The sequence below is a fragment of the Hyphomicrobium sp. genome (assembly GCF_003987855.1).
Taxonomy (GTDB): domain Bacteria; phylum Pseudomonadota; class Alphaproteobacteria; order Rhizobiales; family Hyphomicrobiaceae; genus Hyphomicrobium_B.
The window spans coordinates 232,150-257,678 of record NZ_RXIZ01000007.1; the positions used below are offsets into that span (position 1 = coordinate 232,150).

25 protein-coding genes are annotated in these 25,529 nt (G+C 60.7%); 11 read left to right on the top strand and 14 right to left on the bottom strand.

Features of this window, described 5'->3' with window-relative positions; translation table 11 throughout:
* The first annotated feature begins 13 nt into the window (after positions 1–13).
* Both EKK30_RS06465 and EKK30_RS06470 read left to right on the top strand, forming a co-directional pair.
* Complete coding sequence (locus tag EKK30_RS06465) at positions 14–1,255, top strand: DUF3419 family protein (protein WP_290982026.1); 1,242 nt, start codon at positions 14–16, stop codon at positions 1,253–1,255.
* A 32-nt stretch (positions 1,256–1,287) separates the two neighbouring features.
* Positions 1,288–1,917, top strand: a complete 630-nt coding sequence (locus EKK30_RS06470; protein WP_290982029.1) for a class I SAM-dependent methyltransferase — start codon at positions 1,288–1,290, stop codon at positions 1,915–1,917.
* Positions 1,918–1,932: 15 nt separating this feature from the next.
* Here EKK30_RS06470 and EKK30_RS06475 read toward each other — a convergent pair whose 3' ends face one another.
* From EKK30_RS06475 to EKK30_RS06500, 6 genes are all read right to left on the bottom strand, one after another.
* Positions 1,933–2,115, bottom strand: coding sequence for a hypothetical protein (locus EKK30_RS06475; protein WP_290982031.1), 183 nt, complete (start codon positions 2,113–2,115; stop codon positions 1,933–1,935).
* Between the two features lie 173 nt (positions 2,116–2,288).
* Positions 2,289–3,032 carry a hypothetical protein gene (locus EKK30_RS06480; RefSeq protein ID WP_290982034.1) on the bottom strand — a complete coding sequence of 248 codons (744 nt, stop codon included), beginning with the start codon at positions 3,030–3,032 and terminating at the stop codon, positions 2,289–2,291.
* Positions 3,033–3,218: 186 nt separating this feature from the next.
* Entirely contained in the window at positions 3,219–3,917 is a 699-nt protein-coding gene (locus EKK30_RS06485) for a glycosyltransferase family 25 protein (RefSeq protein ID WP_290982037.1), read from the bottom strand.
* Between the two features lie 191 nt (positions 3,918–4,108).
* On the bottom strand, positions 4,109–5,752 hold the full coding sequence (gene groL / locus EKK30_RS06490) for a chaperonin GroEL (protein WP_290982040.1): 1,644 nt from the start codon (positions 5,750–5,752) through the stop codon (positions 4,109–4,111).
* Between the two features lie 36 nt (positions 5,753–5,788).
* Complete coding sequence (gene groES, locus EKK30_RS06495) at positions 5,789–6,103, bottom strand: co-chaperone GroES (protein WP_290982042.1); 315 nt, start codon at positions 6,101–6,103, stop codon at positions 5,789–5,791.
* A 406-nt stretch (positions 6,104–6,509) separates the two neighbouring features.
* A complete protein-coding gene (locus EKK30_RS06500) occupies positions 6,510–6,839 on the bottom strand; it encodes an H-NS histone family protein (RefSeq protein ID WP_290982045.1) in 330 nt (109 codons plus the stop codon).
* Between the two features lie 596 nt (positions 6,840–7,435).
* Between EKK30_RS06500 and EKK30_RS06505 the strand changes: the two genes are divergently transcribed.
* Together EKK30_RS06505 and EKK30_RS06510 are read left to right on the top strand one after the other, a co-directional pair.
* A complete protein-coding gene (locus tag EKK30_RS06505; protein ID WP_290982048.1) occupies positions 7,436–8,026 on the top strand; it encodes a superoxide dismutase in 591 nt (196 codons plus the stop codon).
* A 252-nt stretch (positions 8,027–8,278) separates the two neighbouring features.
* The gene (locus EKK30_RS06510) at positions 8,279–9,535 is read left to right on the top strand and encodes a patatin-like phospholipase family protein (RefSeq protein ID WP_290982051.1); all 1,257 of its coding nucleotides are present in this window, start codon (positions 8,279–8,281) and stop codon (positions 9,533–9,535) included.
* Positions 9,536–9,613: 78 nt separating this feature from the next.
* Here EKK30_RS06510 and EKK30_RS06515 read toward each other — a convergent pair whose 3' ends face one another.
* Both EKK30_RS06515 and EKK30_RS06520 read right to left on the bottom strand, forming a co-directional pair.
* Positions 9,614–9,910, bottom strand: coding sequence for a DUF4236 domain-containing protein (locus tag EKK30_RS06515; RefSeq protein ID WP_290982054.1), 297 nt, complete (start codon positions 9,908–9,910; stop codon positions 9,614–9,616).
* A 128-nt stretch (positions 9,911–10,038) separates the two neighbouring features.
* On the bottom strand, positions 10,039–11,475 hold the full coding sequence (locus tag EKK30_RS06520) for a helicase HerA-like domain-containing protein (RefSeq protein ID WP_290982057.1): 1,437 nt from the start codon (positions 11,473–11,475) through the stop codon (positions 10,039–10,041).
* Between the two features lie 212 nt (positions 11,476–11,687).
* On the opposite strand from EKK30_RS06520, the gene EKK30_RS06525 reads away from it, so the two are divergent.
* Together EKK30_RS06525 and EKK30_RS06530 are read left to right on the top strand one after the other, a co-directional pair.
* Positions 11,688–13,562, top strand: a complete 1,875-nt coding sequence (locus tag EKK30_RS06525; protein WP_290982060.1) for a methylmalonyl-CoA mutase family protein — start codon at positions 11,688–11,690, stop codon at positions 13,560–13,562.
* 22 nt (positions 13,563–13,584) lie between these two features.
* Complete coding sequence (locus EKK30_RS06530; protein ID WP_290982063.1) at positions 13,585–14,928, top strand: chloride channel protein; 1,344 nt, start codon at positions 13,585–13,587, stop codon at positions 14,926–14,928.
* Between the two features lie 194 nt (positions 14,929–15,122).
* On the opposite strand, the gene EKK30_RS06535 is transcribed toward EKK30_RS06530, so the two are convergent.
* From EKK30_RS06535 to EKK30_RS06550, 4 genes are all read right to left on the bottom strand, one after another.
* On the bottom strand, positions 15,123–15,776 hold the full coding sequence (locus tag EKK30_RS06535; RefSeq protein WP_290982065.1) for a hypothetical protein: 654 nt from the start codon (positions 15,774–15,776) through the stop codon (positions 15,123–15,125).
* A gap of 187 nt (positions 15,777–15,963) precedes the next feature.
* Positions 15,964–16,167, bottom strand: coding sequence for a hypothetical protein (locus tag EKK30_RS06540; protein WP_290982067.1), 204 nt, complete (start codon positions 16,165–16,167; stop codon positions 15,964–15,966).
* 122 nt (positions 16,168–16,289) lie between these two features.
* Entirely contained in the window at positions 16,290–16,562 is a 273-nt protein-coding gene (locus EKK30_RS06545) for a hypothetical protein (protein ID WP_290982069.1), read from the bottom strand.
* A gap of 88 nt (positions 16,563–16,650) precedes the next feature.
* The gene (locus tag EKK30_RS06550; RefSeq protein ID WP_290982071.1) at positions 16,651–17,550 is read right to left on the bottom strand and encodes a DUF817 domain-containing protein; all 900 of its coding nucleotides are present in this window, start codon (positions 17,548–17,550) and stop codon (positions 16,651–16,653) included.
* A gap of 147 nt (positions 17,551–17,697) precedes the next feature.
* Here EKK30_RS06550 and EKK30_RS06555 point away from each other — a divergent pair, with 147 nt between their 5' ends.
* The 3 genes from EKK30_RS06555 to EKK30_RS06565 all read left to right on the top strand — a co-directional run bounded on the left by EKK30_RS06555 (position 17,698) and on the right by EKK30_RS06565 (position 20,713).
* Complete coding sequence (locus EKK30_RS06555) at positions 17,698–18,186, top strand: hypothetical protein (RefSeq protein WP_290982074.1); 489 nt, start codon at positions 17,698–17,700, stop codon at positions 18,184–18,186.
* A gap of 110 nt (positions 18,187–18,296) precedes the next feature.
* Positions 18,297–20,471 carry a methylmalonyl-CoA mutase gene (scpA, locus tag EKK30_RS06560; RefSeq protein WP_290982077.1) on the top strand — a complete coding sequence of 725 codons (2,175 nt, stop codon included), beginning with the start codon at positions 18,297–18,299 and terminating at the stop codon, positions 20,469–20,471.
* Between the two features lie 35 nt (positions 20,472–20,506).
* Complete coding sequence (locus EKK30_RS06565; protein ID WP_290982080.1) at positions 20,507–20,713, top strand: hypothetical protein; 207 nt, start codon at positions 20,507–20,509, stop codon at positions 20,711–20,713.
* 153 nt (positions 20,714–20,866) lie between these two features.
* On the opposite strand, the gene EKK30_RS06570 is transcribed toward EKK30_RS06565, so the two are convergent.
* Both EKK30_RS06570 and EKK30_RS06575 read right to left on the bottom strand, forming a co-directional pair.
* Positions 20,867–21,460: an HdeA/HdeB family chaperone gene (locus EKK30_RS06570; protein ID WP_290982083.1), complete on the bottom strand. Its 594-nt coding sequence runs from the start codon at positions 21,458–21,460 to the stop codon at positions 20,867–20,869.
* A gap of 224 nt (positions 21,461–21,684) precedes the next feature.
* Positions 21,685–22,116 carry a hypothetical protein gene (locus tag EKK30_RS06575; protein WP_290982086.1) on the bottom strand — a complete coding sequence of 144 codons (432 nt, stop codon included), beginning with the start codon at positions 22,114–22,116 and terminating at the stop codon, positions 21,685–21,687.
* A 241-nt stretch (positions 22,117–22,357) separates the two neighbouring features.
* Between EKK30_RS06575 and pip the strand changes: the two genes are divergently transcribed.
* Together pip and EKK30_RS06585 are read left to right on the top strand one after the other, a co-directional pair.
* Positions 22,358–23,320, top strand: a complete 963-nt coding sequence (pip, locus tag EKK30_RS06580; protein ID WP_290982089.1) for a prolyl aminopeptidase — start codon at positions 22,358–22,360, stop codon at positions 23,318–23,320.
* 307 nt (positions 23,321–23,627) lie between these two features.
* Positions 23,628–25,475 (top strand): DEAD/DEAH box helicase, encoded by a 1,848-nt coding sequence (locus EKK30_RS06585; RefSeq protein WP_290982092.1) that lies wholly within the window; start codon positions 23,628–23,630, stop codon positions 25,473–25,475.
* Positions 25,476–25,529 lie beyond the last annotated feature (54 nt).

A 25,529-nucleotide genomic window follows, 5' to 3' on the forward strand; every position in this document is an offset into this window, starting at 1 on the left:
CGGAGTGTCCCAAGTGAACGCGACCAAAGTCTTTGAGCCGACGAGTGCCGACCTGTTGAGCGAAGCGGTCCACCAGAACCGCGCGCTGAGCGTTGCCGGCATTCTTGAGCGCACCTTCACCTTCGCCTTCCGCTCCATGGTCTATCCGCAGATATGGGAAGACCCGCGGGCCGATATGGAGGCGCTCGAGATCACGCCCCAGACGCGCATCATGACGATTGCTTCCGGAGGCTGCAATGTCATGAGCTACCTGTCGGCCAACCCGGCACGCATCTACGCGATCGACCTAAACGCCACCCACATTGCACTTTTGAAGCTGAAGCTGGCAGCAGCCCAGCATCTGCCGAACCACGCGACATTCTACCGGTTCTTCGGCGCGGCCAACGATCGCCGCAACGTCGCCCTCTATAAGGACCTGATCGCTCCCCATCTGGACGCCGACACGCGCGCCTATTGGGAAGGCCGCGAATTGACGGGCCGCCGCCGCATCACACGCTTCGCGCGCAACTTCTATCACTTCGGTCTATTAGGCCGCTTCATCGCGACCGGCCATCTCGCCGCCCGCGTATTCGGAGCGAACCCGAAACGCCTTCTCGCTGCAAACTCGGTCGAGGAGCAGCGCGAGATCTTCGACCGCGAGATTGCGCCAGCCTTCAACCACCCCGTACTCCGCTGGATCACGTCGAGCCGCGCCTCTCTTTTCGGCCTCGGCATTCCCCCGGTACAGTACGATGCGCTCTCCGGCGGCGGCGCTCGCCCAATGGCGCAAGTCCTGAAGGAGCGCGCCGAGCGCCTCGCTACCGGCTTTGACCTGAAGGACAATTACTTCGCCTGGCAGGCTTTCGGCCGAAGCTACGCCGCGCAGGGCGATGGGCCATGTCCGCCATATCTTGAAAAATCGAACTTTATGGCGATCAAGGCGCGCGCCAACCGCGTCAACGTCGTCCATGACAACATGATCCGCTTCCTTTCCGGCGAGTCGGCCGAGAGCCTCGACCGCTATATCCTGCTCGACGCGCAGGATTGGATGGACGATGCCGCTCTCAATTCGCTGTGGCGTGAGATTACGCGCACGGCGCGGCCGGGCGCGCGCGTCATCTTCAGAACGGCAGGCGAAGAAAGCATCCTGCCGGGACGCGTGGCCGACTCGATCCTCGGCCAATGGACGTACGACGCCGCAAAGTCGGCAGAGATCCACGCCAAAGACCGCTCCGCGATCTACGGCGGCTTCCATCTCTACATCAAGACCGCTTGACCGGCCCGATGAGCCAGAGTGCGGCAAGCGCAATGGATGGTATGTATCGGCATCAGCGCTACATCTACGATATCACGCGCCGCTATTACCTCATCGGCCGGGATCAAATGATCGCCGACCTCAATCCGCCTGCTGGCGGCTCGGTCCTTGAGATCGGCTGCGGCACGGCGCGCAATTTGTTGCATGCGGCCCGCCGTTACCCCACTTCGAGGTTCTACGGCCTCGACGTTTCCGAAGAGATGTTGAAAACGGCGCGTGCCTCCATCTCGCGCAGCCCGCATCGCGACATCATCACGTTGGCGCAGGCCGACGCGACGAACTTCTCGCCTTCCGCGCTTTTCAATATCGAGAGCTTCGACCGCATTTTTATTTCCTATGCGCTCTCGATGATCCCGCCCTGGCAAGCCGTCGTCGACCGCGCCGCCTCCCAACTTGCCGTGAACGGCGAACTGCACATCGTCGATTTCGGCACGATGGCCTCCATGCCGGCGTTAGGCAGAAACGCGATGCGCGCCTGGCTGACGAAGTTCAGCGTGACGCCGCGCCTCGACCTCGAGCAAGTCGTATACGAAACCGCGGCTCGTCAGGGGCGACGCGCGAGCTTCCAACACGGGCGGCTCGACTACGCGGCTTTGGCGCGCATCGGCGCGAAGGTGAGCTGATCGAGACCCTAGCGCTCAGCTGACGTGGGGTCCGTGCAATTGCCGCAACGCCAGCTCGATGCGCCGCCAATCCTGCGCCGAGCGCTCGTCCCCAGTCTTCTCGTAGCGGCGAACCATCTGCGCGGCTTCCGCCAATGCCTTCGAACCTTGCGACGTGTAAAGCTTGCGGGCGTGATCATGGACTTCAACAGCATTCATGACGAAACCTCCCTGCGCTTTTTGGTTTTGGCTCATCTGATTTAGGGCACCGCCTCACCGGTCCCAAGTCACAAATCCGGAACAAGCCTGTGAGTTTCATCTTCGCGCCGCACACAAAAGCCCCGGCTTTTCGCCGGGGCTTCCGAAGTCCCATTGCTGCATCAGCGGAGGATCTATTCGGCTGGAGGCGCGGCCGGGGTTTCCATGGCGTGCGCCGCCCCGTTCGCGACGATCGCGGGCGGGACAGCCTCTTCCTCTGCAGGCGCTTCGGCAGCTTCCTCAGCCACTTCAATCGCCTGCACAGGTGCAGGCTCTGAAGCCGCTTCCGCGGCAGCGGGAGCTTCCTCCAGCGCGGCCTCCGCAGCCGGCGCTTCGGGTTCGGCCGCAGCCTCCGCCTCGGGTTCCGCAGCTTCAGGAGCCGCAGCCTCCGCAGCAGGAGCCTCAGCCTCGACGACCGGGGCCTCTGCAGATGCTTCCGAGGTCTCGGTGACGTCGGCCGACGGCGCGTCAGCGACAGCTTCGGCAACAGCCTCAGCAGCAACTTCGGGCTCAGCCGTCGGTACTTCCGCAGCGGACTCAGCGCTGGCCTCCGCCGTTTCTGCCACGGCGGCTTCGACCACCTCTTCGACGGTGGGCTCGGCGGCCTCTTCGGCGGCAGCAGCGACTTCTGGTGCGGCTTCCGGAGCCATAGGGGCCTCGGAGGCGGCCTCCTCAATCGCCGGGGTCTCAACCACCTCTGACATAGCTTCGCTTTCTATCGCGTCGCTGTTCGCGGCTACGGGCACTGCGAGAATCGCATCAAGCTCGCCAATGGCGCGCTCGACCGCTTTCATCGCTTTGAAGTCCGGCGTCGCCTCAATGCGCGCACGAACCTCCTCGTGTAAGGTCTTGAGCTTGGACAGGATATCGGCCGACATCTATTCTTCCTTTTTCTTGGTATTCAGAGAATAAGTTTCCGCTTCGCCTGCGCATGACTGAACATGCGGACGCTCTTCTTCAAATTTTTCAGTAATGCGCAGTAATAAAAGTACAGGAATTCGCTACGCCGCGAATGCCTGCGACAGATTGTGCACAGCTATAAATTGCGGACGCCAGCGCGCCGGCTATTTGGTTTTCGCTTCCGGCGTTCGCAGATACGTCAGCCATTCCCGCGCGCGACCCGAGACATAACCAAGGGGCGATGCGCGCCAGTAAAAGCGTTGCCGACCAAATCTGGGTATCGATGATCCCAAGTCCGACGCTTGGCGCGCGGGCGGTGGGTAGATGCCGAAGCCGTCGAGCCCCATCTCCCATCCGTACCGGATATCGACGTCGACGGGCCTCAGCCTGCGGCGGGGCACCAGAAGCTTTTCGGCACCCGAACGGCTCAGAACGTAGGCAGCGGTAACTTTTGGAAAGCGCGAATAGCGAACCAGCTTGCGCGAACCCAAGCACGCGATGGCACGGTTGGGCAGTTGCTTGGCCCCGGACAGGCAGATGACATCCCACACAGAAAGATGATCGACCGCTGCTTCGATCGCCGCCCAGGCGTCGGGCTCGACAACAGCGTCGTCCTCCAGGATCACGGCGTAAGGCAGATCGCGTTCGACGATGGTACGCGCGGCGACGAGGTGACTGGCATAACAGCCGACTTCGCCAGAAGTGATGCAGCTTCCGAATTGTCCCTGGAGAAAGTCGGGAATGTTACTGCCGCAAACGGCTTCAATCCGCTCGAACCCGTCGCCGAGCTGGGAGCGCATGAACGCGAGGCGTTCCGTCGAATGCTTCAGGTTGATGACGAAAATCTGCACGCGCGTCCCCATCCCCACTCCACCCATTGCAGGCAAATATCAGCGAGCGGACGAATTCATGGCCATTGTCCCACACTTCGATAACAAAAAGCCCCGCATCGCTGCGGGGCTTTTGATTTGGTGGAACTGGGCGTTGGAGGAATGACGGCGCCTTCCGGCCGGCTCCGCAGAGCGGAGTCGGAAGGCGCCAGCCAAGACTTCCGTTAGAAGTCCATACCGCCCATGCCGCCCATACCGCCCGGCGCGCCGTGCGAGTGGCCAGAGTCCTTCTTCGGCACGTCGGCGATCATGGCTTCCGTCGTGATCAGGAGGCCAGATACCGAAGCAGCATCCTGCAGCGCGCAACGCACGACCTTCGTCGGGTCGATGACGCCCTGCGCGTACAGATCGCCGTACTCGTGAGACTGAGCGTTGTAGCCGAAGGCATACGTGCTGTTCTCGAGGATCTTGCCGACGATGACCGAGCCATCCTCACCAGCGTTCGCAGCGATCTGGCGGGCCGGAGCCTGCAGCGCCTTACGAACGATGTTGATGCCGACCTTCTGGTCGTCGTTCTCGGGCTTCAGCTTGTCGAGAGCCTTCGCAGCGCGCAGCAGCGCAACACCGCCACCCGGTACGATGCCTTCTTCGACGGCTGCGCGCGTTGCGTGCAGGGCGTCGTCGACGCGATCCTTGCGCTCCTTGACTTCGACTTCCGTCGCGCCGCCAACCTTGATGACGGCAACGCCGCCGGCGAGCTTGGCAAGACGCTCCTGGAGCTTTTCACGGTCGTAGTCAGAGGACGTTTCCTCGATCTGCGCCTTGATCTGCTTAACGCGAGCCTCGATGTCCGGCTTCTTGCCCGAACCGTCGACGATCGTGGTGTTTTCCTTATCGATCGTCACCTTCTTGGCGCGGCCGAGCATTTGCAGCGTCACGGTCTCGAGCTTGATGCCGAGATCTTCCGAGATCACCGTACCGCCCGTGAGGACAGCGATGTCTTCCAGCATGGCCTTGCGGCGATCGCCGAAGCCCGGAGCCTTAACGGCAGCAACCTTGAGGCCGCCGCGCAGCTTGTTGACGACGAGCGTCGCAAGGGCTTCGCCTTCGACGTCTTCAGCGATGATGAGAAGCGGCTTGCCCGACTGGACGACGGCTTCCAGAACCGGAAGCATCGCCTGAAGACCCGAAAGCTTCTTCTCGTGAATGAGAATGTAGGGGCTCTCGAGCTCTGCGATCATCTTGTCGGCATTGGTGATGAAGTACGGCGAGAGATAGCCGCGGTCGAACTGCATGCCTTCGACGACATCGAGTTCGAAATCGAGGGTCTTGGACTCTTCGACGGTGATGACGCCTTCCGAGCCGACCTTGTCCATCGCTTCGGCGATCTTCTTGCCGACAACTTCGTCGCCGTTGGCCGAGATCGTGCCGACCTGGGCGATCTGGTCCTTCGTGACCTTCTTGGAGTTCGTCTTGAGGTCATCGACGATGGCCTGAACGGCGAGATCGACGCCCCGCTTCAGATCCATCGGGTTCGAGCCGGCAGCAACCGATTTCGCACCCTCGCGAACGATGGCCTGGGCAAGAACCGTTGCAGTGGTTGTGCCGTCGCCGGCGAGGTCAGCCGTTTTCGAAGCGACTTCGCGCAGCATCTGCGCGCCCATGTTCTCGAACTTGTCTTCGAGCTCGATTTCCTTCGCAACCGTCACACCGTCCTTGGTGATGCGCGGAGCGCCGAACGACTTCTCGATCACGACGTTGCGGCCCTTGGGGCCCAGCGTAACTTTTACGGCGTTGGCAAGAATGTCGACGCCCCGGAGCATGCGCTCGCGAGCGTCTTGGGAAAACTTGACGTCTTTAGCTGCCATGTTGAGCAACTCCTAAGCTTTGAATGGGGAATGGAATTAAGCGGCGGCCTTGGCCTTCGACGACGGGGAGAGAACACCGAGGATGTCGCTCTCCTTCATGATCAGAAGATCTTCGCCATCGATCTTCACTTCGCTGCCCGACCATTTGCCGAACAGAACGCGGTCGCCAACCTTGACATCGAGCGGCACCACTTTGCCGGCCTCATCTCGGGCACCCGGGCCAACGGCGACGACTTCGCCCTGCTGCGGCTTCTCTTTTGCGGTGTCGGGGATGATGATTCCGCCTGCAGTCTTTGCTTCTTCCTCAACGCGTTTCACGACGACGCGGTCGTGGAGAGGACGGAACGCCATGGGTTAACCTCATGATTTTAGAGACGATTTTCTGATTTCGCGGACTCATTGGTCCTGGGGCCGCGACGATGGAGCGAGATGGCGCCATCGCTTCGCTACGGCCAGGATCGCTGATGAGCCCGAACGCACCGCTTATATGCTTCGCGCTGTTAGCACTGTCAATAGTTGAGTGCTAAAAGTCTGCCTCCACAGCGGAACATTTTGCGATCCACTTGGATGGACAGCTCTGCGCGGCATCAAAGTTGAGCAAAACGCGTTGCATCAACAATGAACCATGGATGCAAATAGCGGCGAAAATCACGCCGCTATCTCATTTCAACGTTCGATTGTGCAATTTGTCTATTTAAGAGACGGAAATAGAGGTAGCCAATTCCGTTTAACTAAGAAGCTCAAATAAGCTGCAGCTTCAAATTGCGAAGTCAGACAGCTTCGCGCCTTTTCTCAGTCGCTCAACCAGCCAGTTCGGCTTGCGACCGCGGCCGGTCCAAGTATCCGATTTGTTTTCCGGATTGGCGTATTTGGCAACGCCAAGCGACTTGCCTTTCGCGGCTCCTCGTCCACGTGCCCCACCGAACAATTCCGATACGGAAAAGCCGTGGGTTTCGGCGAGATCGGCCATCTTCTTTTTCAGCTCGTTCCGCTCGCGATCACGAACGAGAGCGATAGCTTTTTGCACCTTCGCCTCAAGATCAAGCAGCTCCTTGAGGGAAAGCTTGTCGACATTAACCGACGACATTGTTTTTACTTTGCGCATCGCGAACGAGAACCTCTACTGAATTTTACTAAGCCGATTTAGTCGCACGGAGAAACCTGCGCAGCAGGAATCTCTGAGATGTGGCACCGTGTCAACGCAAGCTCGTCAAGAGTCGTGAATAATCGGCAAACGACAATCACACCTGATGATTTTTTCTTTTTTACTTCGACAGCTTATTGGTCGGCTTCGCCAGAGCTGAATGGCCACAAACGCTCATTCTGAGAAATAGCATTAGCACTCCTGACACAGTGATTAAAGCGTTCCAGTTCCTTCTTTCGTCGTACACTGATCAATCGATCTCTATTCCACGTTTCTGCACCGAAAGAGAGAAAAAGCAATTAGACCATTCATTCGTGATCACCCACCGGCGCAAATCGGCTTTCGATAATCCGAACGAATATTGTCGAGAACGTTCCACAATTTTTGATCGTTGTGCAGCTTCGCATTGAGGGGGGCGTCGCACGCAGATGGAACCCTTGTCGCGGACGAAGGTTCAGGCTTCGTCTTGTGTAAGCCGCCTTCCAAAGTTACTTTCCCGCGGCTTTCAACCCACCCCGCAATGAAATGAGTGGCCGTCTATGACGCTGAAACTCCCCGATCTCCCCTACGCCTACGATGCTCTCTCGCCGTTCATGTCGGCCGAGACGCTCGAATTCCATCACGACAAGCATCACTTGGCGTATGTCGAAAACGGCAACAAGCTTCTCGCTGGCTCCAAGTACGAGGGTCAGTCGCTCGAAGACATCGTCAAGAACGCTTACGCCGACAAGGCGCAGGCCATCATCAACAACGTTGGCCAGCACTACAATCATCTCCACTTCTGGCAGTGGATGAAGAAGGGCGGCGGCGGCAAGAAGCTCCCCGGCAACGTCCAGAAGCTCGTTGACGAATACGGCGGCTACGACAAGGTCCGCACCGATTTCATCGAGGCCGGTAAAGGTCAATTCGGTTCGGGTTGGGCCTGGCTCGCCATCAAGGACGGCAAGCTCGAAGTCGTGAAGACGCCCAATGGCGAGAACCCGCTGATGTATGGCTCCAAGCCGATCCTCGGCGTCGATGTTTGGGAGCACAGCTATTACATCGACTATCGCAATGCGCGGCCGAAATATCTCGAAGCCTGGTTCGACAACCTCGTGAACTGGGAACACGTCGAGGCTCTTGCCGGCTGAGTTCGCGCGCGACTGATCCAAGGCATTCGCGGCGTCGCCTACTCGGGCGGCGCCGTTTTTTTACGCTTCGGACGCGCGCAGTAGATCCCCGTGGCTTCTTTAATTTTGCCGCTTTCCTGTGGTGCGCCGAGGTCACTAAGTTATTGCGACACCGGAAAACCCTCAGTTCGCCGAGCATCCTCATTGCTCCGTCCGCGACCGTGCACTAAATCCGGTGGGGGACTAGGTTTCGCGACCAGGGGGATAGGGTCGTTGCCAAAGCTGCATGCAGCGCTCGTGATGATTTTCGTGTTCGCGCTGACTGGCTGCGCGGCCGTGATGACGCGCAACGGCATCTCTAGCGCGAAACTGGCCGAGACGGCTGAAATCCCTGGTATGCCTGGGGTCCGCTTCTGGGGCGATGAAGTCCCGACCGATCCGCTCAGCGAGATACGGCGCCGTACAGAGCACATGCCGGCCGTAGGCCGTTACGCCAAGACAATAGGCGGCCGTAAAGTCATTGATACTCTCGCGCTCTCCGGTGGAGGGTCCGACGGCGCATTCGGCGCAGGCGTACTGGCGGGATGGACGCGCCGCGGCGATCGCCCGGAATTTGAGATTGTGACCGGCGTCAGCGCGGGCGCCATCATCGCGCCGTTCGCTTATCTCGGCCCTTCCGAGGACGACAAGCTTCACACCATCTGGACACAGTACAAACAGGATCAGGTCGCAACGCCCGAGATCCTGTCAGGCCTGTTTGGCGGGCCCGCACTGACCAGCACCGCGCCGCTGCAAAATCTCATCGCCGATTATGTCGATCGCAAATTTCTCGATCGCATCGCCGCACAGTACAAACGCGGCCGCATCCTTCTGGTCTTGACGACGAACCTCGACGCTCAAAGACCCGTCGTCTGGAATATGGGAGAGATCGCACTCAACCGCTCGCCGCAGGCCATCGAACTGTTCCGCAAAGTCATCTTGGCATCGGCCGCCATTCCCGCTGCATTCCCACCGGTCAAGATCGAGGTTGAGGCCGGCGGAAAGGACTACGACGAACTCCATGTCGACGGTGGCACAACGCGCGAAGTCTTCGTAAGCCCGGTTGATGCGCCGTTCAAAGCGTTCGACGTCCTGTACGACAAGCCGCCAATCCGTCGCTTCTTCATCATCAAGAACGGCAAGGCGACGCCGGTTCAGGAAGTCGTGAAGCCAACGACTCTTCAAATCGCGGGGCGCTCGATTTCGACGCTCATCAAGAGCCAGAATATGGGCGAGGTCTATCATATCTATCGCGTCGCGCTTGATGCCGGCGCTGACTTCAATTTCCTCGCCGTCCCGCCGTCATTCGATTTCACGACGAAAGAAATCTACGATCCGAAGTATCAGGCAGCCCTTTATGCTCAGGGCGTCTCTGTCGGCCGCAAAGGCATCTGGCTGAAGCATCCGCCTGGTGGCGCGCCGATCAACGTCAACGGCGACCAGCCCCGGCCGCAGCTGCCCGAGCAGGTCGGCGTCAATACCAACGGCTGACGCAAACCTTTAGTCACACGAGGAATGAAAAAGGCGCCGGCAATCAGCCAGCGCCCTTTGCTTTCCAGGCTGCCCCTCTCAGAACCAGCGCGGCTGCCACCAGTGCAGCAAGGCATGCACCGTGGTCGGCGAGATCAGGTAGGCGATACCGACAATCGCCGCGACGGCGACGAGCAGCATGAACAGCGTAATGCTGAGCGGCGTACGATAGCTGAGCCCTGTTCCGGGGATGCCGAGCGTCACCTGCTCGCCCTGCTTTCCAACGTTCAGCGTCGCGCCGTTCCCGCCGAGGCTGCCGGACACGCCCGTCTTGCTGAGATTGATGCGCACGCCGGGAAGGATCGTGAATGTCTTGCGAAACCGGAAGTAACCCATCTTAGTCTCCTGGTCGGCGGCGGCCGCCGGTTAGAACAGTCGGTTCACTCGTCACGCCGCGAGAACTGCCGCGAATCCGCGAAAAGCCTAATCCCCCACATTGGGACTTTCAACGGATTAGAGATCTCTCAGCTTTTGCCGCGGAGGATATTGGAGAAAGACGACAGCCGCTGCTTCAACTGGCCGACCATCGTGTTTCTCGACTGCAGCCTCTCGTGCGCCGATTCGCGATCGAGTGACGACCCATATTTCTTCTGGTTGGTGGCGTCGGCAGCAACGATCGCTTTCCGTTCGTCCGCCTTCAGCGGGCCTACGCGTGACATGGGCGGACGGATGAGCGTCCGCTGAACCATCGACGGCTCGCCCTTGTTGTGCAGCAACGAAACAAGTGCTTCGCCGACGCGCAATTCCTGAATGGTTCGTTCCGTATCGATATCGGGGTTTGGACGGAACGTCTGTGCCGCCGCGCGAATGGCCTTCTGCTCTCTTGGCGTGAAGGCACGCAACGCATGCTGGATGCGATTGCCGAGCTGAGCCGAAACGCGGTCCGGCACGTCGCTCGGGCTTTGGGTCACGTAGTAAACGCCGACGCCTTTGGACCGAATGAGACGCGTCACGCGCTCGACCTGTTCGAGCACGGCCTTCGGTGCCTCGTTGAAGAGAAGGTGCGCTTCATCGAACAAAAACACAAGCTTCGGCTTATCGAGATCCCCAACCTCCGGCAGCTTGTCGAACAATTCTGTCAGCAGCCAAAGCAGGAACGTCGAGTAAAGGCGCGGCGTGTTCATCAGCTTTTCTGCCGCGAGCACGTTGACGACGCCGCGGCCATCCTTGTCCACCTTGAGGAAGTCGAGAATATCGAGCGCCGGCTCGCCGAAGAACTTGGCGGCACCTTGCTCTTCCAGAACCAAGAGACGCCGTTGAATGACGCCGACCGTCGCCGGCGCGATATGCCCGTACTTGCTGCGAAGGGTCGAAGCCTTCTTACCCATTTCATCGATGACCGAACGCAGATCCTGCAGATCCAGGATCGTCATCTTGGAGTCGCCGGCTTGGCGCTCGTCCTCGGCCCAACGGAACGCGATGTTGAGCACGCCCTCCTGCGGCTCGGTTAATTCCATGAGCCGAGAGAGAAGGAGTGCGCCCATCTCCTGCACAGTGGCGCGCACCGGATGCCCGTCGACCCCGAAGATGTCCCAAAACACCGTGGGGAATGCCGTGTTGCCGTACCGGGTAAGCCCTATCTCTTCCGCCCGCTCGACGAGCTTCGGCGAGGGCGCGCCTTTGGCGGCGATCCCCGACAGGTCGCCTTTGATGTCGGCCGCGAATACCGGAACACCCGCCGCGGAAAAACCTTCGGCGAGAACCTGCAGCGTCACCGTCTTGCCCGTACCGGTCGCGCCGGTGACGAGACCGTGCCGGTTGGCAAGCCCAAGCTCGATACATTCCGGCGAAAGATCCTGGCCCGACTTGCTGACCCCAATGAGGATGAGCCCGTCTTGGACATAGTCGCGAGGATCGGCGACGCCTTCGCCCGTCTCCCCGGGGCCATGCTTTCCAGTCATTTCGCCTCCTCGACTATCCCGGCGGCGACTCGGAGCCGCCTGCCAAACCTGATGCCACGCTGGCCCGGTGGACGCAAACGCGGCGGGCTCCCCCAAGGTGCGCGGCAATTGGGCCTTCAGCAAAGGAAATTTCAGGCTCGCAAGGGGCTCCGAAGGGGGTATATCGGGGACATCGGCCTTCCAAACAGTCTTCCGCTTGGGAACAAAGTTGTATGACGACCCCGTCGCAGGAATTGCACTTCGCCCAGGATTTTCCGGCAGCCCGCATCGATGAGTGGCGCGCGCTCGTGGAGAAGGCGTTGAAAGGCGCGGACTTCGACAAGAGGCTTGTCAGCCGGACCGCCGATGGGCTGAAAATCAATCCGCTGTACACGCGCGGGGACGCCCTCCAGAGCACTGTTAATTCCCTCCCCGGCAAACCACCCCTCACGCGGGGCCGCAAAGCCGTTCGCGATGGCCTCGGATGGGATATCCGCACATTCCATAGCGAGAGCGATCCGCACGCGCTGAACGCTGCGATCCTCGCAGATCTCGAAGGCGGCGTGACCTCGATCGCCTTGCACGTGGGCGAGACGGCACTTCCACTGACGAAGGACGCATTCCACGCGGCGCTTGCAGGCGTTCTTCTCGACGTCTGCCCGATCGTGCTCATCGCCGGCGAAAACTTTTTCGATGCTGCCCTGGCGCTGATGGCGGAGTGGGACGCGACCGGCATCAAGATTGCCGACCGCCGCGGTTCTTTCGGCGCCGATCCTCTAGGCACGCTGGCGGCGATGGGCCGCCTTTCGGAGCCCGTTGAAACCGCACTGGCACGCGCCGTTGCCCTGATGAAGACGACAGCGGCATCACCCCATGTTCAGGTGATGACCGCCGATGGTGTCGTCGCCCACTCGGCCGGAGCCAGCGAGGCCCAGGAACTCGCATTCATGCTGTCGGCGCTGGTCGCTTACCTGCGCGCGGCCGAGATGGGCGGCGTTGCCCCCTTGGACGCCCTTCCGAAAATCAACGTCGCGCTCGCCGCCGATATCGACGAATTCGCTACGATTGCGAAGCTACGCGCCGCCCGCCACCTGATCTGGCGCGTTGCCGACGCCTGCGGTGCTGGCGATGCCGCGACGGCGGTCACGATCAACTGCCCGACGTCTTATCGCATCATGGCCAAGCGCGATCCGTGGACGAATATTCTGCGCACCACGATCGCCTGTGCCGGAGCGGCACTCGGCGGTGCCGACGCCATCCTCGTTCTTCCATTCACGTTCGCACTCGGCAAACCCGATAACTTCGCCCGCCGCGTTGCGCGCAACATCCAGATCGTCTGCCAGGAGGAAAGCCACCTCGGTCGCGTCAACGATCCTGCCGGCGGATCCTGGTACGTCGAAAATCTCACCGATGACCTCGCCAAAAAGGCCTGGGAGATCTTCCAGGACATCGAGGCCCGCGGCGGATTGCTTGCGTGCCTGCAGTCCGGCTTCATCCAGGAAACGATCGCGAAAACGGCAGAAGCGCGCGCAAAGTCGGTGGCAAGCATCCGCCAGGAATTAACCGGCGTGAACGCCTTCCCGCTGCTCGGCGATGACGGCGTTCATGCTGAGCCTTGGCCGCGTGGATCGGCGCCAAAGGGGGAGCCGGCGATAACCGTGGCGCCCCTGAAGGCGCATCGCCTTGGCGAAGCCTTCGAAGCGCTTCGTGATGCGGCCGATGCGCATGGCGGCTACAAGGTCTTCATAGCGAGCCTTGGCGAAATTGCCGATCACAACATCCGCACCACGTGGACGAAGAACTACCTCGCTGCTGGCGGCATTACAGCTCTCGTCAGCGACGGCTACAAGACGCCCGAGGACGCTGCCGAAGCGTTCCGCAATTCCGGCGCGTCCGCCGCCTGCATCTGCTCGTCCGACGCAATCAACGCTTCGCTCGCAGAACCCACAGCAAAAGCGCTGAAAGAGGCCGGCGCTCGATTGGTCCTGATGGCCGGACGGCCAGGTGAAAACGAAGCCGCACTGAAATCGGCTGGCGTCGATCAATTCCTTTTTGCCGGCGCCGACGCGGTTGCCACGCTTGGCGATCTCCAGAAGAAACTCAGCTAAGCGCCAACCCGAAGGGTCGTTCGTGGACTCGAAGATAACACCCGTCCGCGGGAAGGTGACCCGGCGTCATAGGCGAATGCGCCGCTACCGTTACGTCGGCCTCTCGCGACGCGTCTGGCAACGGCGTGGTGTTTTTCTCTTGGGTGCGGTCATTATCGGACTGGCCGCCGTCGGCTTCGCCAAGATCGCCGACCAGTCGCAGTCGGCGTACGCTCATCTGCTGAAAAATTGGCCGTGGCTGCCGTTCATTATAACGCCACTCGGCTTTGCCGTGCTCGCCCACGTCACGGCGCGCTGGTTCCCCGCCGCCGCCGGAAGCGGCATCCCTCAGGTCATCGCCGCACGCCGGAGCAAGAACAGCGCATTCCGTCAGCGCCTCCTCGGCGCCAAAACCATGGTCGCCAAGATTGTGATGACGTCTCTTGCGCTCGTCGTCGGCGGCTCAGTGGGCCGCGAGGGGCCGACCGTGCAGATCGGCGCATCCGTTATGTACGCCGTCGCTGGCTCCGCCGGTATCGGACGCCACAATGGTTTGGTGCTGGCAGGCTCCGCCGCCGGCATCGCGGCTGCGTTCAATGCGCCGATTGCCGGCATTCTCTTCGCGATCGAGGAAGTGGCGAAATCCTACACTGGCCGCATCAACGAGCTGGTCATTGCCTCCGTCGCCATCGCCGGCGGCGTCAGCTGGCTCCTGCTCGGCAACTACGCCTACTTCGGCGAAGTCTCGGCAAGCATGACATCAGCGACGGACTGGGTCGCTATTCCTGTGTGCGCCATCATCGGCGGCATCCTTGGCGGAATATTCTCTCGCGCGCTCGTCGTACTGACGCGCCGACCGCCCGCAATGATCGCTAAGCTCCGCCGCACCCCGGCTCTATTCGCCGCCGTGTGCGGCTTGATCGTCGCCGTCATGAGCGTCTCAACCGGCGGATATGCCTCGGGCAATGGCTACGCCGAAACGCACGCCGGCCTCGTCACTGGCGTACACATCCCGGTTTGGTATGGACCGTTCAAGCTCGTTTCGACGCTGCTCTCGTCGGCAAGCGGCATTCCCGGCGGGCTTTTTTCGCCGTCGCTGGCAGTGGGCGCTGGCCTCGGCTCTATGGTAACGCCGTTATTCACCTTCATTGAGCCGAGAGCGTTGATGCTGCTGATGACAGTCGGTTATTTCGCGGCCGTCGTGCAGTCGCCGCTCACCGCGGTCGTTATCGTGATGGAAATGACGAGCGACCGGAACATGGTCATTCCCTTGATGGCGACGGCGCTGCTCGGGGCGGGCATATCTCGTCTCATCCAGCGCGAACCGCTCTATCACGCGCTCTCGCGAGGCTTCCTTCCGACCGCCGCCGAGATGAAGTCCGGATGATCCGCTAGATCAGCATCCGCAGAAGAACTTCCCCTCGCACGCGCGCTTGACCTTGGCGCACGTCGAGATGAAGGGCTCCATGGACTGCCCCGGAACACCGACCTGAAAACTGTCGTCGACAACGCCATCTGAGCGGGACGCAACTTTACCCGGCGAGGGCTCGGAAGCCGCGAGCTTCGCGTTTTTCGGCGGCGCTATTCGGCGCTTCGCGACGAGACCGTCACTTTTCTTTTTTTTTGCGTCATCGAGGAGATCGGCGGAGCGTCTTCTGCTGACTCAATGACCATCCCGAGCCCCATGGCCGGCTCGAACATCTTCTCGACGCGATCGCGGCTTGCCGCCGCTTCCTTCTTCTCGCGCTTGGAACGCTTTGCCGGACGATCCTCAACCCTGACAGCTGTGGCAACTTTTACAGGGTCGGCGAGAGCGAGCGCCGGGCGGCCCGGATCCGGAACGGCCGGCAGGCTGGGTTCACTCTCGGCCGCAGATGGACTGACCTCCGTCTTATCCGGAACGCTCGCGGTCACGACAGGCCGTGTCACGATGGCGGCGACTTCCGGATGAAGTTCGATCTTCTGCGGCTCGGAATTCGCGATGAACTTGGCGCTCAGCTGTTCCGCAGCCAGACGCCCGGAGTTCGGGTTCTCGGCCGCGAATTTTTCCATGGCGAGCACGAATTGGCTGAAATTCACCACCGGCACGAATTCGGGGACCTTGATGGCGTCGCTGGCCGGCATCGCGGTCACGTCGGCGGCATCGGCCTGGCCACCTGAGCCCAACTGCATTGGCGTTGCAAATGACGACGCTATGAACGCGCCAAACAGCACCGTAATGGCTTTGAATCTCACGACGCACACCCCACGCGATACCCGATGGGACTGCCAGCCAGCTCCGGACGCAACCGGTGCCGCGGCACCCCCAACCAACAGCACGTCAAAGGGTAGCTTGTTCCCCTAACCCCCCGTGCCCCAACTCTTAATGAGCCGTTAAGAAAGGCAGGAGAATGGCATCACGCGTACTCCAAGGGAGTGCATCTCACTCCCGTCCGGAGGCCGCCAGCACCGCCATGATGCCGAGCATGGGCAGCGAAGCGAAAATCGAAAGAGCCGAGACCGCGTACTCGTTGCCGCCGTCCGTCAAAGGGGAGAGCAAGGCTTGAGCGTCGGGAAGCGATGCTACGACAACGGTAGCAGCGGTGGCGATAGCGGCAGCAGCAGAACCGGCGACAATACCCGACATGGCGTCTCTCCTCTCAAGCGCGTTGCGGCCAAAGCGGCCTTACGCCAGAGAGAATGCGCGTACGTCACCCGTCCCGCTGTCACGCTCGAAACAATCCGAACGCGAACTCGCGACAAATGAGATTACTGACCAATTTTCTCGATCTTGGCAGCCATGTTCGGGATGACCGTCATGCGGAAGGTATCGTTCTCGCACTGCAGAACCCAAACCTTCTCGTTTGGCTTGGACTGCGACGCATCGAACTTGGCGTTCTGCGGCTTGTCGCACTTGAAGCCCTGATCGCGGATTTGCGAAGCCAGAAGATCCATCGGCGGTTCGAGACCATTGTCGGCCACGGCGCTCGAGGCCGCGCCGGCAAGTACGACTGCGAAGGTTGCAAGCAATGAGTTGCGCATGAGACTGTTCCGCGAAAAGGGAGAACGGGATCCGGCGAAATCAACCGATACCCGCCAAGCCCGCCACATTCGCCACGAAGCTTATTCGCTAATCCTCAATCTTCATTGAACGCGGACGGTTCAAAGCAGCAACAAGCGTATACGAAATCAACATCAGCAAGAACCACGAGCCAAGCTTGCCGACGCTAACGAGCTGCCATCCGTGCCGCTGATTGGGATAGGCCCACGCGGCGGTAAATGTTCCGATGTTCTCGGCAAACCAGATGAAGAGGGCCACGAGCGCCAACCCCAAAAGAAGGGGCATGTGGCGGTGCGTCTTCCAAATTTTATAATAGATCGTGCAGGGCCCGATGAGCACGATTGCCGCCGCAAAGAGCAGCGGCCGAATATCCCAGACATAATGGTGCGCGAAGAAGTTGAGGTAGATCGCACCGCTCAAAATGCCCAGCACCCAAACGGGTGGATGGCGCGTGAAACGAAAGTCGAAAAGCCGCCAGCATCGCGCGATGTAGGACCCGATCGCGGCATACATGAATCCCGTAAAGAGCGGCACACCGGCGATGCGCAAGATGCTCGCTTCCGGATAAATCCACGACCCGACCGATGTCTTGAAAACCTCCATCGCCGTTCCGACGACATGGAAGACAAGGATGACTTTCGCTTCCTCGATCGTCTCGAGCTTGAACACCAGCATGACGATCTGGATCACGACCGCGGCGATGACGAGAAAGTCATAGCGCGCCAGCGCAGCACCCTTCGGATAGAAAAAATGCGTCCCGATAAGCAGCGCAAGCAGCAGCGCCCCGAACAGACAAGCCCAGGCTTGCTTCACCCCGAAGCGGACGAACTCATAGATAAAGTGGGCTGCGGGACCGCGAGCCTCTGCGCGTTCACCAAGCTCTGCTTCCCAATCGATGAAGCGCGCCAGCGGCTGCCATATTCGCGCCGCGCTCTGGCTTCGGGCGTCTTCGGGCACCTTGCGTTGCATGCGTGACTCTGGATGAGGAGCAGGGCGGCGGGTCGCGTTATCTTTGCAAGGTTTGTGGCTTATTGATCGCAGCTTCGCGAGCAAACGTGGAATTCAGGTTCCAAACGCTCGCGTGTGCCACGGCTCTCCGCGTCAGAGGATTGACCCATGACAGATCCGGCTTCAACGAACACGCTCGCGAGCCATTCGCTTCTGCGTTTGATGCTGATGGGCCTACTGAGCGGCATCATCTCGGCGCTCATCGCAGCATCGACCTTGTTGGCGCTTTCGGATTTCACACCTTCTGAGGCCACGGCGACATCTTCGGCGAAAACATATGCGGGCGATTTACCGACGGCCGTCATCGCCGCTTTCCTGTGGTTCCTACCCGTCGGGATATTCACCTTCCCACCCGCGGCCAAGTTGCTCGGAGCCGCATCGAGCGCGGGAACACTTCGTCTTCTGAAATTCGCACTCCTGGCCGCATGTCTCTGGCTCCTGCTGGCGGAAACGATTTACCTTGTGCTCAGCCCGCTGGCCCCAGCACCGCCCGGCGTTCAGACCCACGACCTGATAATGGCAGCCATGAGCGGCGTCCTTTTTGCGATCGTTTTCGACCTCCTCCTCCGTCGAAGGGACTACCTGCTCGACCGCTGATTGAGGGCTTCCGTCGAGCCCGGCGACGCAGCCCGGAAAGCTGGCGCCTGGATACGTTTTGCCTTACCGTGCCACTGAGCCAACCCCAACTTGACCGGATCAGCCCGCGAATGACTTCGATCCCGAATTTTTCTCAGATTTCCCTTGATCCGGACACCCCGGCAAAGCCGTCCACAGGGGGCCAGGTTCCCGAGGCCCCGGTCTGGGAAACGCCAGAAGGAATTCCCGTCAAGCCGGTCTTCACCGACGCGGATACGGCAGGGCTCGACTTCATCGACGGCCTGCCCGGCATCGCGCCGTACGTCCGCGGCCCCTATCCGGCGATGTATGCCCTCCAGCCCTGGACCATCCGCCAGTACGCGGGCTTCTCGACGGCAGAAGATTCCAACGCCTTTTATCGCCGCAACATCGCCGCCGGTCAGAAGGGTCTCTCGATCGCTTTCGACCTCGCGACGCATCGCGGTTACGATTCCGATCATCCGCGCGTGAAGGGTGACGTCGGCATGGCTGGCGTCGCGATCGACTCGATCTACGACATGCGCGTTCTCTTCGACGGCATCCCGCTGCAGGACATGACCGTGTCGATGACGATGAACGGCGCCGTGCTGCCCGTCCTCGCGCTTTTCATCGTGGCGGGCGAAGAACAAGGCGTGCCGCCGCAGAAGCTCGCCGGAACCATTCAGAACGACATTCTGAAAGAGTTCATGGTGCGCAATACCTACATCTATCCGCCCGCACCCTCGATGCGCATCGTCTCCGACATCTTCGCCTACACCTCCGCGAACATGCCGAAGTTCAACTCGATCTCGATTTCCGGCTACCACATGCAGGAAGCCGGGGCGACGGCCGACTTGGAACTCGGCTACACCATCGCTGACGGCATCGAGTACGCCCGCGCCGGCGTTGCCGCAGGACTCGACATCGACGCCTTCGCTCCGCGTCTGTCCTTCTTCTGGGCGATCGGCATGAACTACTTCATGGAAATCGCCAAGATGCGCGCCGCGCGTCTGCTCTGGGCGAAGTTGATCAAGGAAGAGTTCAAGCCGAAGGACAGCCGCTCGCTCTCGCTGCGCACCCATTCGCAAACGTCAGGGTGGTCGCTCACCGCCCAGGACATCTTCAACAACGCGACGCGCACCTGCCTCGAAGCGATGGCTGCAACGCAAGGGCACACACAGTCGCTGCATACGAACGGCCTCGACGAAGCGATCGCCCTGCCGACAGACTTTTCCGCACGCATCGCCCGTAACACGCAGCTTCTGCTTCAGCAGGAATCGGGCACCTGCCGCACGATCGATCCCTGGGGCGGCAGCCATTACGTCGAACGGCTGACGTACGAACTCGCCAAGAAGGCGATGACCCACATCCAGGAAGTCGAAGAGCAGGGGGGAATGGCGAAGGCGATCGCCGCCGGCATCCCGAAGCTGCGCATCGAAGAAGCCGCAGCACGAACGCAGGCGCGCATCGACAGTGGCCGCCAGACGATCACCGGCGTCAACAAATATCAGATCAAGGGCGACAAGGAGATCAACTTCCTTAAGGTCGATAACCACGCCGTCCGGGAAGCCCAGCTCGCCAAGCTCGTGCGCCTTCGCGCCGAACGTAACGAGACGGACGTTCAAGCCGCACTCGACGCCCTCACCGAAGGCGCGAAAGGCAACGCCAATCTGCTTGACCTCGCTGTCCAGGCCGCACGCCAGAAAGCGACGGTCGGCGAAATCTCATACGCGCTCGAAAAGGTGTTCTCGCGTCACAAAGCGGAAATCCGCGCCATCAGCGGCGTCTACAAGAAGGAAGCGGCGATGAATCCGAGCCTCGAGCGCGTCCGCAAGCTTGTCGAGCAGTTCGACAAGAACGACGGCCGCCGCCCGCGCATCCTGATCGCCAAGCTCGGCCAGGACGGTCACGATCGCGGCCAGAAGGTCATCGCATCAGCCTTCGCAGACCTGGGCTTCGACGTCGACATCGGACCGCTTTTCGCGACTGCCGACGAAGCGGCACGCCAGGCGGTTGAGAACGACGTCCACGTCGTCGGCGTCTCGACTATGACCGCAGGTCACTTGACGCTGGTGCCGGAGCTCAAGGCCGCACTCGATAAGGAAGGCCGCGGCGACATCATGATCGTGGTCGGCGGCGTTATCCCGCCCTCCGATTACGAAGCCCTCTATGCGTCCGGCGCCAAAGCCGTGTTCGGCCCAGGCACCAACATTCCAGAAGCCGCAGGCGATCTCATCGAAAAGCTCAACGCTCAGCTCGGCTACGTCGACAAGCAGGCGGCGGAATAAGCCTGCATCCAACCCCTTTTGAGGAAGACACCAAGATGACGTTCGACCAGATCAAGCTTGAGATTTCGCAGCTCTTGACCGAGATGCAAAACCAGCCCGAAGACAAGCACGAGATCTATCTCTCACTCGTCGAGAAGCTCAATCAAATTCGGGCGACGGGCATGCCGCTGCCGGAAGACCTCGTGCGTCTTGAAAAGGAACTCGAAGCCGACTTCGCGAGCGATCAATCCGGAACGGAGTAATCGCCGCTCCCGCGCCGTTCTCGCGTTACCGATAGATCGGCTCTTATCATCCTCGGGCTTGGCCCGAGGATCCATGGATCACCAAAGACTGACAGCGCAATCATCCCCGGCCGAAAAACCGGGGATGAGAATTGAGAGCATGCGAAGCGACGATCACTCGTCGCTGTCGCTTCCTTCGCCCATGAACTTTTCGCTGGCCGTGAAAAGTCCCATCTCGGGATGCTCGACACAATAGGTCGTGATCTTCTCGACGCTGGCCCCGAACTTATCCATGTCGATGATCGTGCTCTTGGCGACACTCGCGTGATATCCCGCAAGCCACATCAGGATCTGGCCAAGACCTTCAGTCTCGTTTTCCTTCGTCGAATTGACGGCTTCGCACTTGAGAATTGACAGATCGATCGCCTTCGGCGTCGCATCTTCCGCGTTCTCGCCCATGAATTTCGCGGTCGCGCTCATCACGCCGACGCCGGGGTTCTTGCTGCAGAAATCTGTCGTTGCTTCGAATTCCTTGGCGACATTGTCGAAGTCGACGACTGTGCCCTGGTCTTCCGTCGCCTGATAGCCTTCCATCCAATAAAGGATGACGCTCGCGCCGTAGACCGCAGACTTGTTGGAAGACGCGGCTTTTTCCGTCAGCTCGCGGCAGGAAAGGGTGGATGCGTCAAGCTGCTCCGCCGAGGCCGACGGAATGGCACAGGCCAACAGAAATGCAGTGGTGATCGCGCTCAGCACGATGCGAAGCATGAACAGTCTCCGGATAGATTTGGAAGGAGCGTCATGATCGCCGGGGTACCTCTTCGTACACCACTGAGACGGCATGTCTCCGAGCACGAATCGGCGATTGAGGAAATATAGCCCCAAAATCGATAAAGTTCGTGTGCGAATTAGTCCGGCTTCGAAGCAAGTTGGTAACCGGAGCTCAACGTCCGGTCACCGCAAATCGAACTAACGATCCCTCAAGCAAAAACTCAATACTTCCGCAGGCGGAAGAACGCCGTTCCGGCCTCGCCTGCAAGGCTGACCGATCCCGTTGAGCCCGAGATCGTCACCTTGATCGAGCCGCCCGTATTGTATTGCTGATTGAAGAAGCTGCCGACGTAGCTGTTCGCGCCGACCTTCGTCAGCTGGGCCGTCTGATCGACCTTTGCGGAAGGCGTGGCGCAAGACGCCGACATCTCATAGCTGCGCTCGCCCGTCTTGGCGAAATGCGCCCGGCACCTGGCCGATTCTTTCGACCCTGAAGAAAAGTTGATGTTGCCGTTTCCGACCCAAGTTCCAACGAGCATCGCGGATTCTGCGCGCGCTGCTGTAACGCCTCCGAAGCCGAATGCGAGTCCTGCCGATAGCAGGGCGGCGACGACCAAACTGCGGTGCGCTGTCGAGGAAGGGCTCTGGATCATCGTGTCTTTCTCCATTGGGGCCGGCGCTCGCCAAGTATAGCGCACCACGTCAAAAGTTGCAGCGGGGGGCACGTAGGAATGGGCGGGGATTTCGTCAATTGCCGTACAAGCAAACTCAGGGTTCTCGTTTCTGTGTCATGAGCCAAGTTCGAACGTTTGTCAGTCGTGAGCTCATCATTTGGTTGCAAGGGTCTTAGCAGCTGAACTTGTCGTTTAACGAAAACCATGCTCAGCAGAGAGAATGAAGACCCTCCCGGAATCGTTCCGCCCTTTTGACGCCCGCATGCTGGCTGTGGGCGACGGTCACTGGATCTACGTTGAGGAGGTCGGAAAAAAGGGAGGGCGACCAATCGTCTTCCTGCACGGGGGACCTGGAAGCGGAGCCCAGGCGCTGCATCGGACGCTGTTCGATCCGGCGCGAGACCATGTCTTTCTGATTGATCAGCGTGGCGCCGGTCGGAGTCACCCCTACCTCTCCTGCCACGCGAACACGACTGCGCACCTCATTGCCGATCTCGAAACTGTCCGCGAACATTTCAACGTCGCCCGCTGGATGGTCGTTGGCGGATCGTGGGGATCGACGTTGGCGCTGGCCTATGCCGAACGATTTCCGGAACGAGTCAACGCACTGGTGCTCCGCGCCCTCTTCCTGGGCACCGATGAGGAAGTGGCTTGGGCTTTCGTCGAAGGCCCGCAGATCTTCCGGCCGGAACTCTACCAGGCATTCTGCGCCCCCCTCCCCGAGGCTGACCGCCACGATCCGCTCGCTTCATATGTCAGTCTGCTGACAGGTCCAGAGCGCTCTGAGCGCACGCGCGCCGCTCATGCCTGGAACGCCTACGAGCGTGCCCTCTCCGAGCTGGCGCCCAGGCACGCCTCCATTCCGCAATCCGTCGACGCAGGTGCACGACTGCCGCCTACGCCGATCATCGAAGCGCATTACATCAAACACAGCTTCTTCCTGAGGCCCGGCGAATTACTGGCCAACGCCCACAGGCTGCATGACATCCCGGGCACGATCGTCCAAGGCCGCTACGATCTCCTGTGCCCTCCCAGAAGCGCTTTCGCGCTTGCATCCGTTTGGCCCTCGGCTCACCTCGAAATCATCGATCACGCCGGGCACTCGATGACCGAACAAGGCGTCATGGAGGCCATGCGTCGGGCTGTGACCGCCCTGGGCGATGCCGCGCATCAGCACGCTTAACGCGCTCCTAATTTCTGGTTAGCTGTTCATCCAGCGTAAATTTTTCCGCGTCGGAGCGACACAGGTGATAGACCGGCGGACGATCATCCTTGACTTTCAAAGCGAATATCGGCACTAGCACCACATTGCTCTTCGATGGCGCTCGGGTCCTCGTGCCACTCAAAAGCGGTTCAATCACCGCGCTCGACCCTGCATTGAGATCAATCCTTATAGACAAGGCCGCACCCCGAAAGCGCCGGTGTGGGCCATGGGACGAAACCCCGGCACAGGCGTGCGCGGGCATCGAAGCCCTTGGGACTTTTTCACTTTGACAACCGAATCTTTCGAGGCTTTCGCATTCGCAGAGCCTCTTGCGCGTGCCCTGACGCAGTGCGGGTATACCACCCCCACTCCGATCCAGTCGCAAGCGCTTCCACCACAGCTTCAAGGCCGTGACCTGCTCGGCATGGCCGAGACGGGTTCTGGCAAGACAGCGACATTCCTCCTGCCGATCCTGAACAAGATCGCAGCCGAGAACACCGATCCGCAATGGAAGCAGGTTTCTGCTCTTATCCTTGCGCCGACGCGCGAACTCGCCGTGCAGATCGACCAGGAAGTCGCCAAGCTGGCCCGCAACATGAACCTTCGCCGCGCCGTCGTTCTCGGCGGCGTCAGCAAAGGCCCGCAGATCAACGCGCTCAAACGCGGCGTGCACATCCTTGTCGCGACGCCGGGCCGCCTGCTTGACCACGTCAACATGCGCAGCTGCGATCTTTCCGGCGTGCAGACGCTCGTCATTGACGAAGCCGATCGCATGTTCGACATGGGCTTCATTCGCGACATCAAGAAGATCGTTTCGCTCATCCCGCAGAAGCGCCGTACAGCGCTTTTCTCGGCGACGATGCCCGAAGAGATCAAGAAGTTCGCCTACGACATCCTTCACGATCCCTATCGCGTCGATCTGTCTTCCAAGAAGATCGTCGTCGATCGTATCGATCAGAAGATCATGGTCGTGCGGACACCAGAGAAGCAAAGCCGCCTGCACACGATCCTGAACGACGAAGCGGCCTCGCGGGTCATCGTTTTCACGCGCACCAAGCGTGGCGCGGATCGCGTGGCTGATCGCCTCGGCATGGCAGGCATTTCGGCGAGCGCCTTCCACGGCAACAAAGCTCAGAACGCCCGCCAGCGTGCGCTCAACGATTTCACGATGGGCCACATCCGCGTGCTCGTTGCGACTGACATTGCTGCCCGTGGCATCGACGTCTCGAACATCACGCACGTCATCAACTTCGACATGCCGCTTGATCCCGAGACGTACGTGCACCGCGTCGGCCGCACGGCGCGCAAAGGCACGAACGGCATCGCGATCTCGCTGTGCGATCCGTCCGAGCGCCAGGAAGTTCGCGCCATTGAGCGCATGATGAAGCAGCCGATCGAAGTGATCGACGACGTCGGCGGGGAAACCCTCCCACCGCTCCCGCGTCATCGGGCATCCGGTGACGGCGAAGCCCAGCATCGCGAAGGCAGAGGCGCTGGCCGCGGCGGCGAACATCGCCATCGCGACGGCGCTGCACGCAGCGAGCGTCAAGCCGGGCAGGAACGCCGTCCTGCTCACGGACGTCCGTCGGGCGAGCGCAACGCGGAGCGTCGCGACGATCGGCAGCGCAGCCCGGCTCGCGGACGCAATCATCCTCCGCAGCACGCTGAGGGTGGCGTCGAAGGCAAGGCCACGTTTGGTGTCGCTGAACATCGCGAGCGTGCACCGCAAGGAGAACGCCGCCCGCGTCCCGATCGCGCTCCCCGTGCTGAACGCCCGCAACAACGCGACGAACGCGGCCCGCGCGACCAGCACGGACGCTCACACGAGGCCAACGGCGAACGCCGCCGGGATCATGGTTCCAACGACCACCACCGCCCGAATGGCCATCGCGGCGAGCACCGCGCCGATCATCGCGGTGAAAATGGCCACGATCATCGCCACCCGCAGCGGCAGGCAGAAGGCCGCCATCGTCAAGATGCCAGCGGCGCCAGCCGTGATCGTGAGGGCGGAAACGCACCGCGCAAGGCCCAGCGCGGCGGCGGCGACAGCGCTCCCTGGAACAAGAGCGGCGGCGCTCCAAAGTTCATGAAGCGTCGCGACGATGATCGCAATCGCGCCCGTCCGGCGCGTTAAGCTCAGGCGATAACGAGACGAGATTCCGCCCGGCCCATAAAAAAGGCCGGGCGT

Bases quoted from the DNA above. Each gene is read 5' to 3' on its own strand.
- EKK30_RS06555 (WP_290982074.1), top strand. From the start codon at position 17,698: ATGACAGATCCGGCTTCAACGAACACGCTCGCGAGCCATTCGCTTCTG.
- EKK30_RS06475 (WP_290982031.1), bottom strand. From the start codon at position 2,115: ATGAATGCTGTTGAAGTCCATGATCACGCCCGCAAGCTTTACACGTCG.
- pip (WP_290982089.1), top strand. From the start codon at position 22,358: ATGAAGACCCTCCCGGAATCGTTCCGCCCTTTTGACGCCCGCATGCTG.
- scpA (WP_290982077.1), top strand. From the start codon at position 18,297: ATGACTTCGATCCCGAATTTTTCTCAGATTTCCCTTGATCCGGACACC.
- EKK30_RS06500 (WP_290982045.1), bottom strand. From the start codon at position 6,839: ATGTCGTCGGTTAATGTCGACAAGCTTTCCCTCAAGGAGCTGCTTGAT.
- EKK30_RS06505 (WP_290982048.1), top strand. From the start codon at position 7,436: ATGACGCTGAAACTCCCCGATCTCCCCTACGCCTACGATGCTCTCTCG.
- EKK30_RS06525 (WP_290982060.1), top strand. From the start codon at position 11,688: ATGACGACCCCGTCGCAGGAATTGCACTTCGCCCAGGATTTTCCGGCA.
- groES (WP_290982042.1), bottom strand. From the start codon at position 6,103: ATGGCGTTCCGTCCTCTCCACGACCGCGTCGTCGTGAAACGCGTTGAG.
- EKK30_RS06485 (WP_290982037.1), bottom strand. From the start codon at position 3,917: ATGGGGACGCGCGTGCAGATTTTCGTCATCAACCTGAAGCATTCGACG.
- groL (WP_290982040.1), bottom strand. From the start codon at position 5,752: ATGGCAGCTAAAGACGTCAAGTTTTCCCAAGACGCTCGCGAGCGCATG.
- EKK30_RS06470 (WP_290982029.1), top strand. From the start codon at position 1,288: ATGGATGGTATGTATCGGCATCAGCGCTACATCTACGATATCACGCGC.
- EKK30_RS06540 (WP_290982067.1), bottom strand. From the start codon at position 16,167: ATGTCGGGTATTGTCGCCGGTTCTGCTGCTGCCGCTATCGCCACCGCT.
- EKK30_RS06550 (WP_290982071.1), bottom strand. From the start codon at position 17,550: ATGCAACGCAAGGTGCCCGAAGACGCCCGAAGCCAGAGCGCGGCGCGA.
- EKK30_RS06520 (WP_290982057.1), bottom strand. From the start codon at position 11,475: ATGACTGGAAAGCATGGCCCCGGGGAGACGGGCGAAGGCGTCGCCGAT.
- EKK30_RS06545 (WP_290982069.1), bottom strand. From the start codon at position 16,562: ATGCGCAACTCATTGCTTGCAACCTTCGCAGTCGTACTTGCCGGCGCG.
- EKK30_RS06565 (WP_290982080.1), top strand. From the start codon at position 20,507: ATGACGTTCGACCAGATCAAGCTTGAGATTTCGCAGCTCTTGACCGAG.
- EKK30_RS06570 (WP_290982083.1), bottom strand. From the start codon at position 21,460: ATGCTTCGCATCGTGCTGAGCGCGATCACCACTGCATTTCTGTTGGCC.
- EKK30_RS06480 (WP_290982034.1), bottom strand. From the start codon at position 3,032: ATGTCGGCCGATATCCTGTCCAAGCTCAAGACCTTACACGAGGAGGTT.
- EKK30_RS06515 (WP_290982054.1), bottom strand. From the start codon at position 9,910: ATGGGTTACTTCCGGTTTCGCAAGACATTCACGATCCTTCCCGGCGTG.
- EKK30_RS06575 (WP_290982086.1), bottom strand. From the start codon at position 22,116: ATGATCCAGAGCCCTTCCTCGACAGCGCACCGCAGTTTGGTCGTCGCC.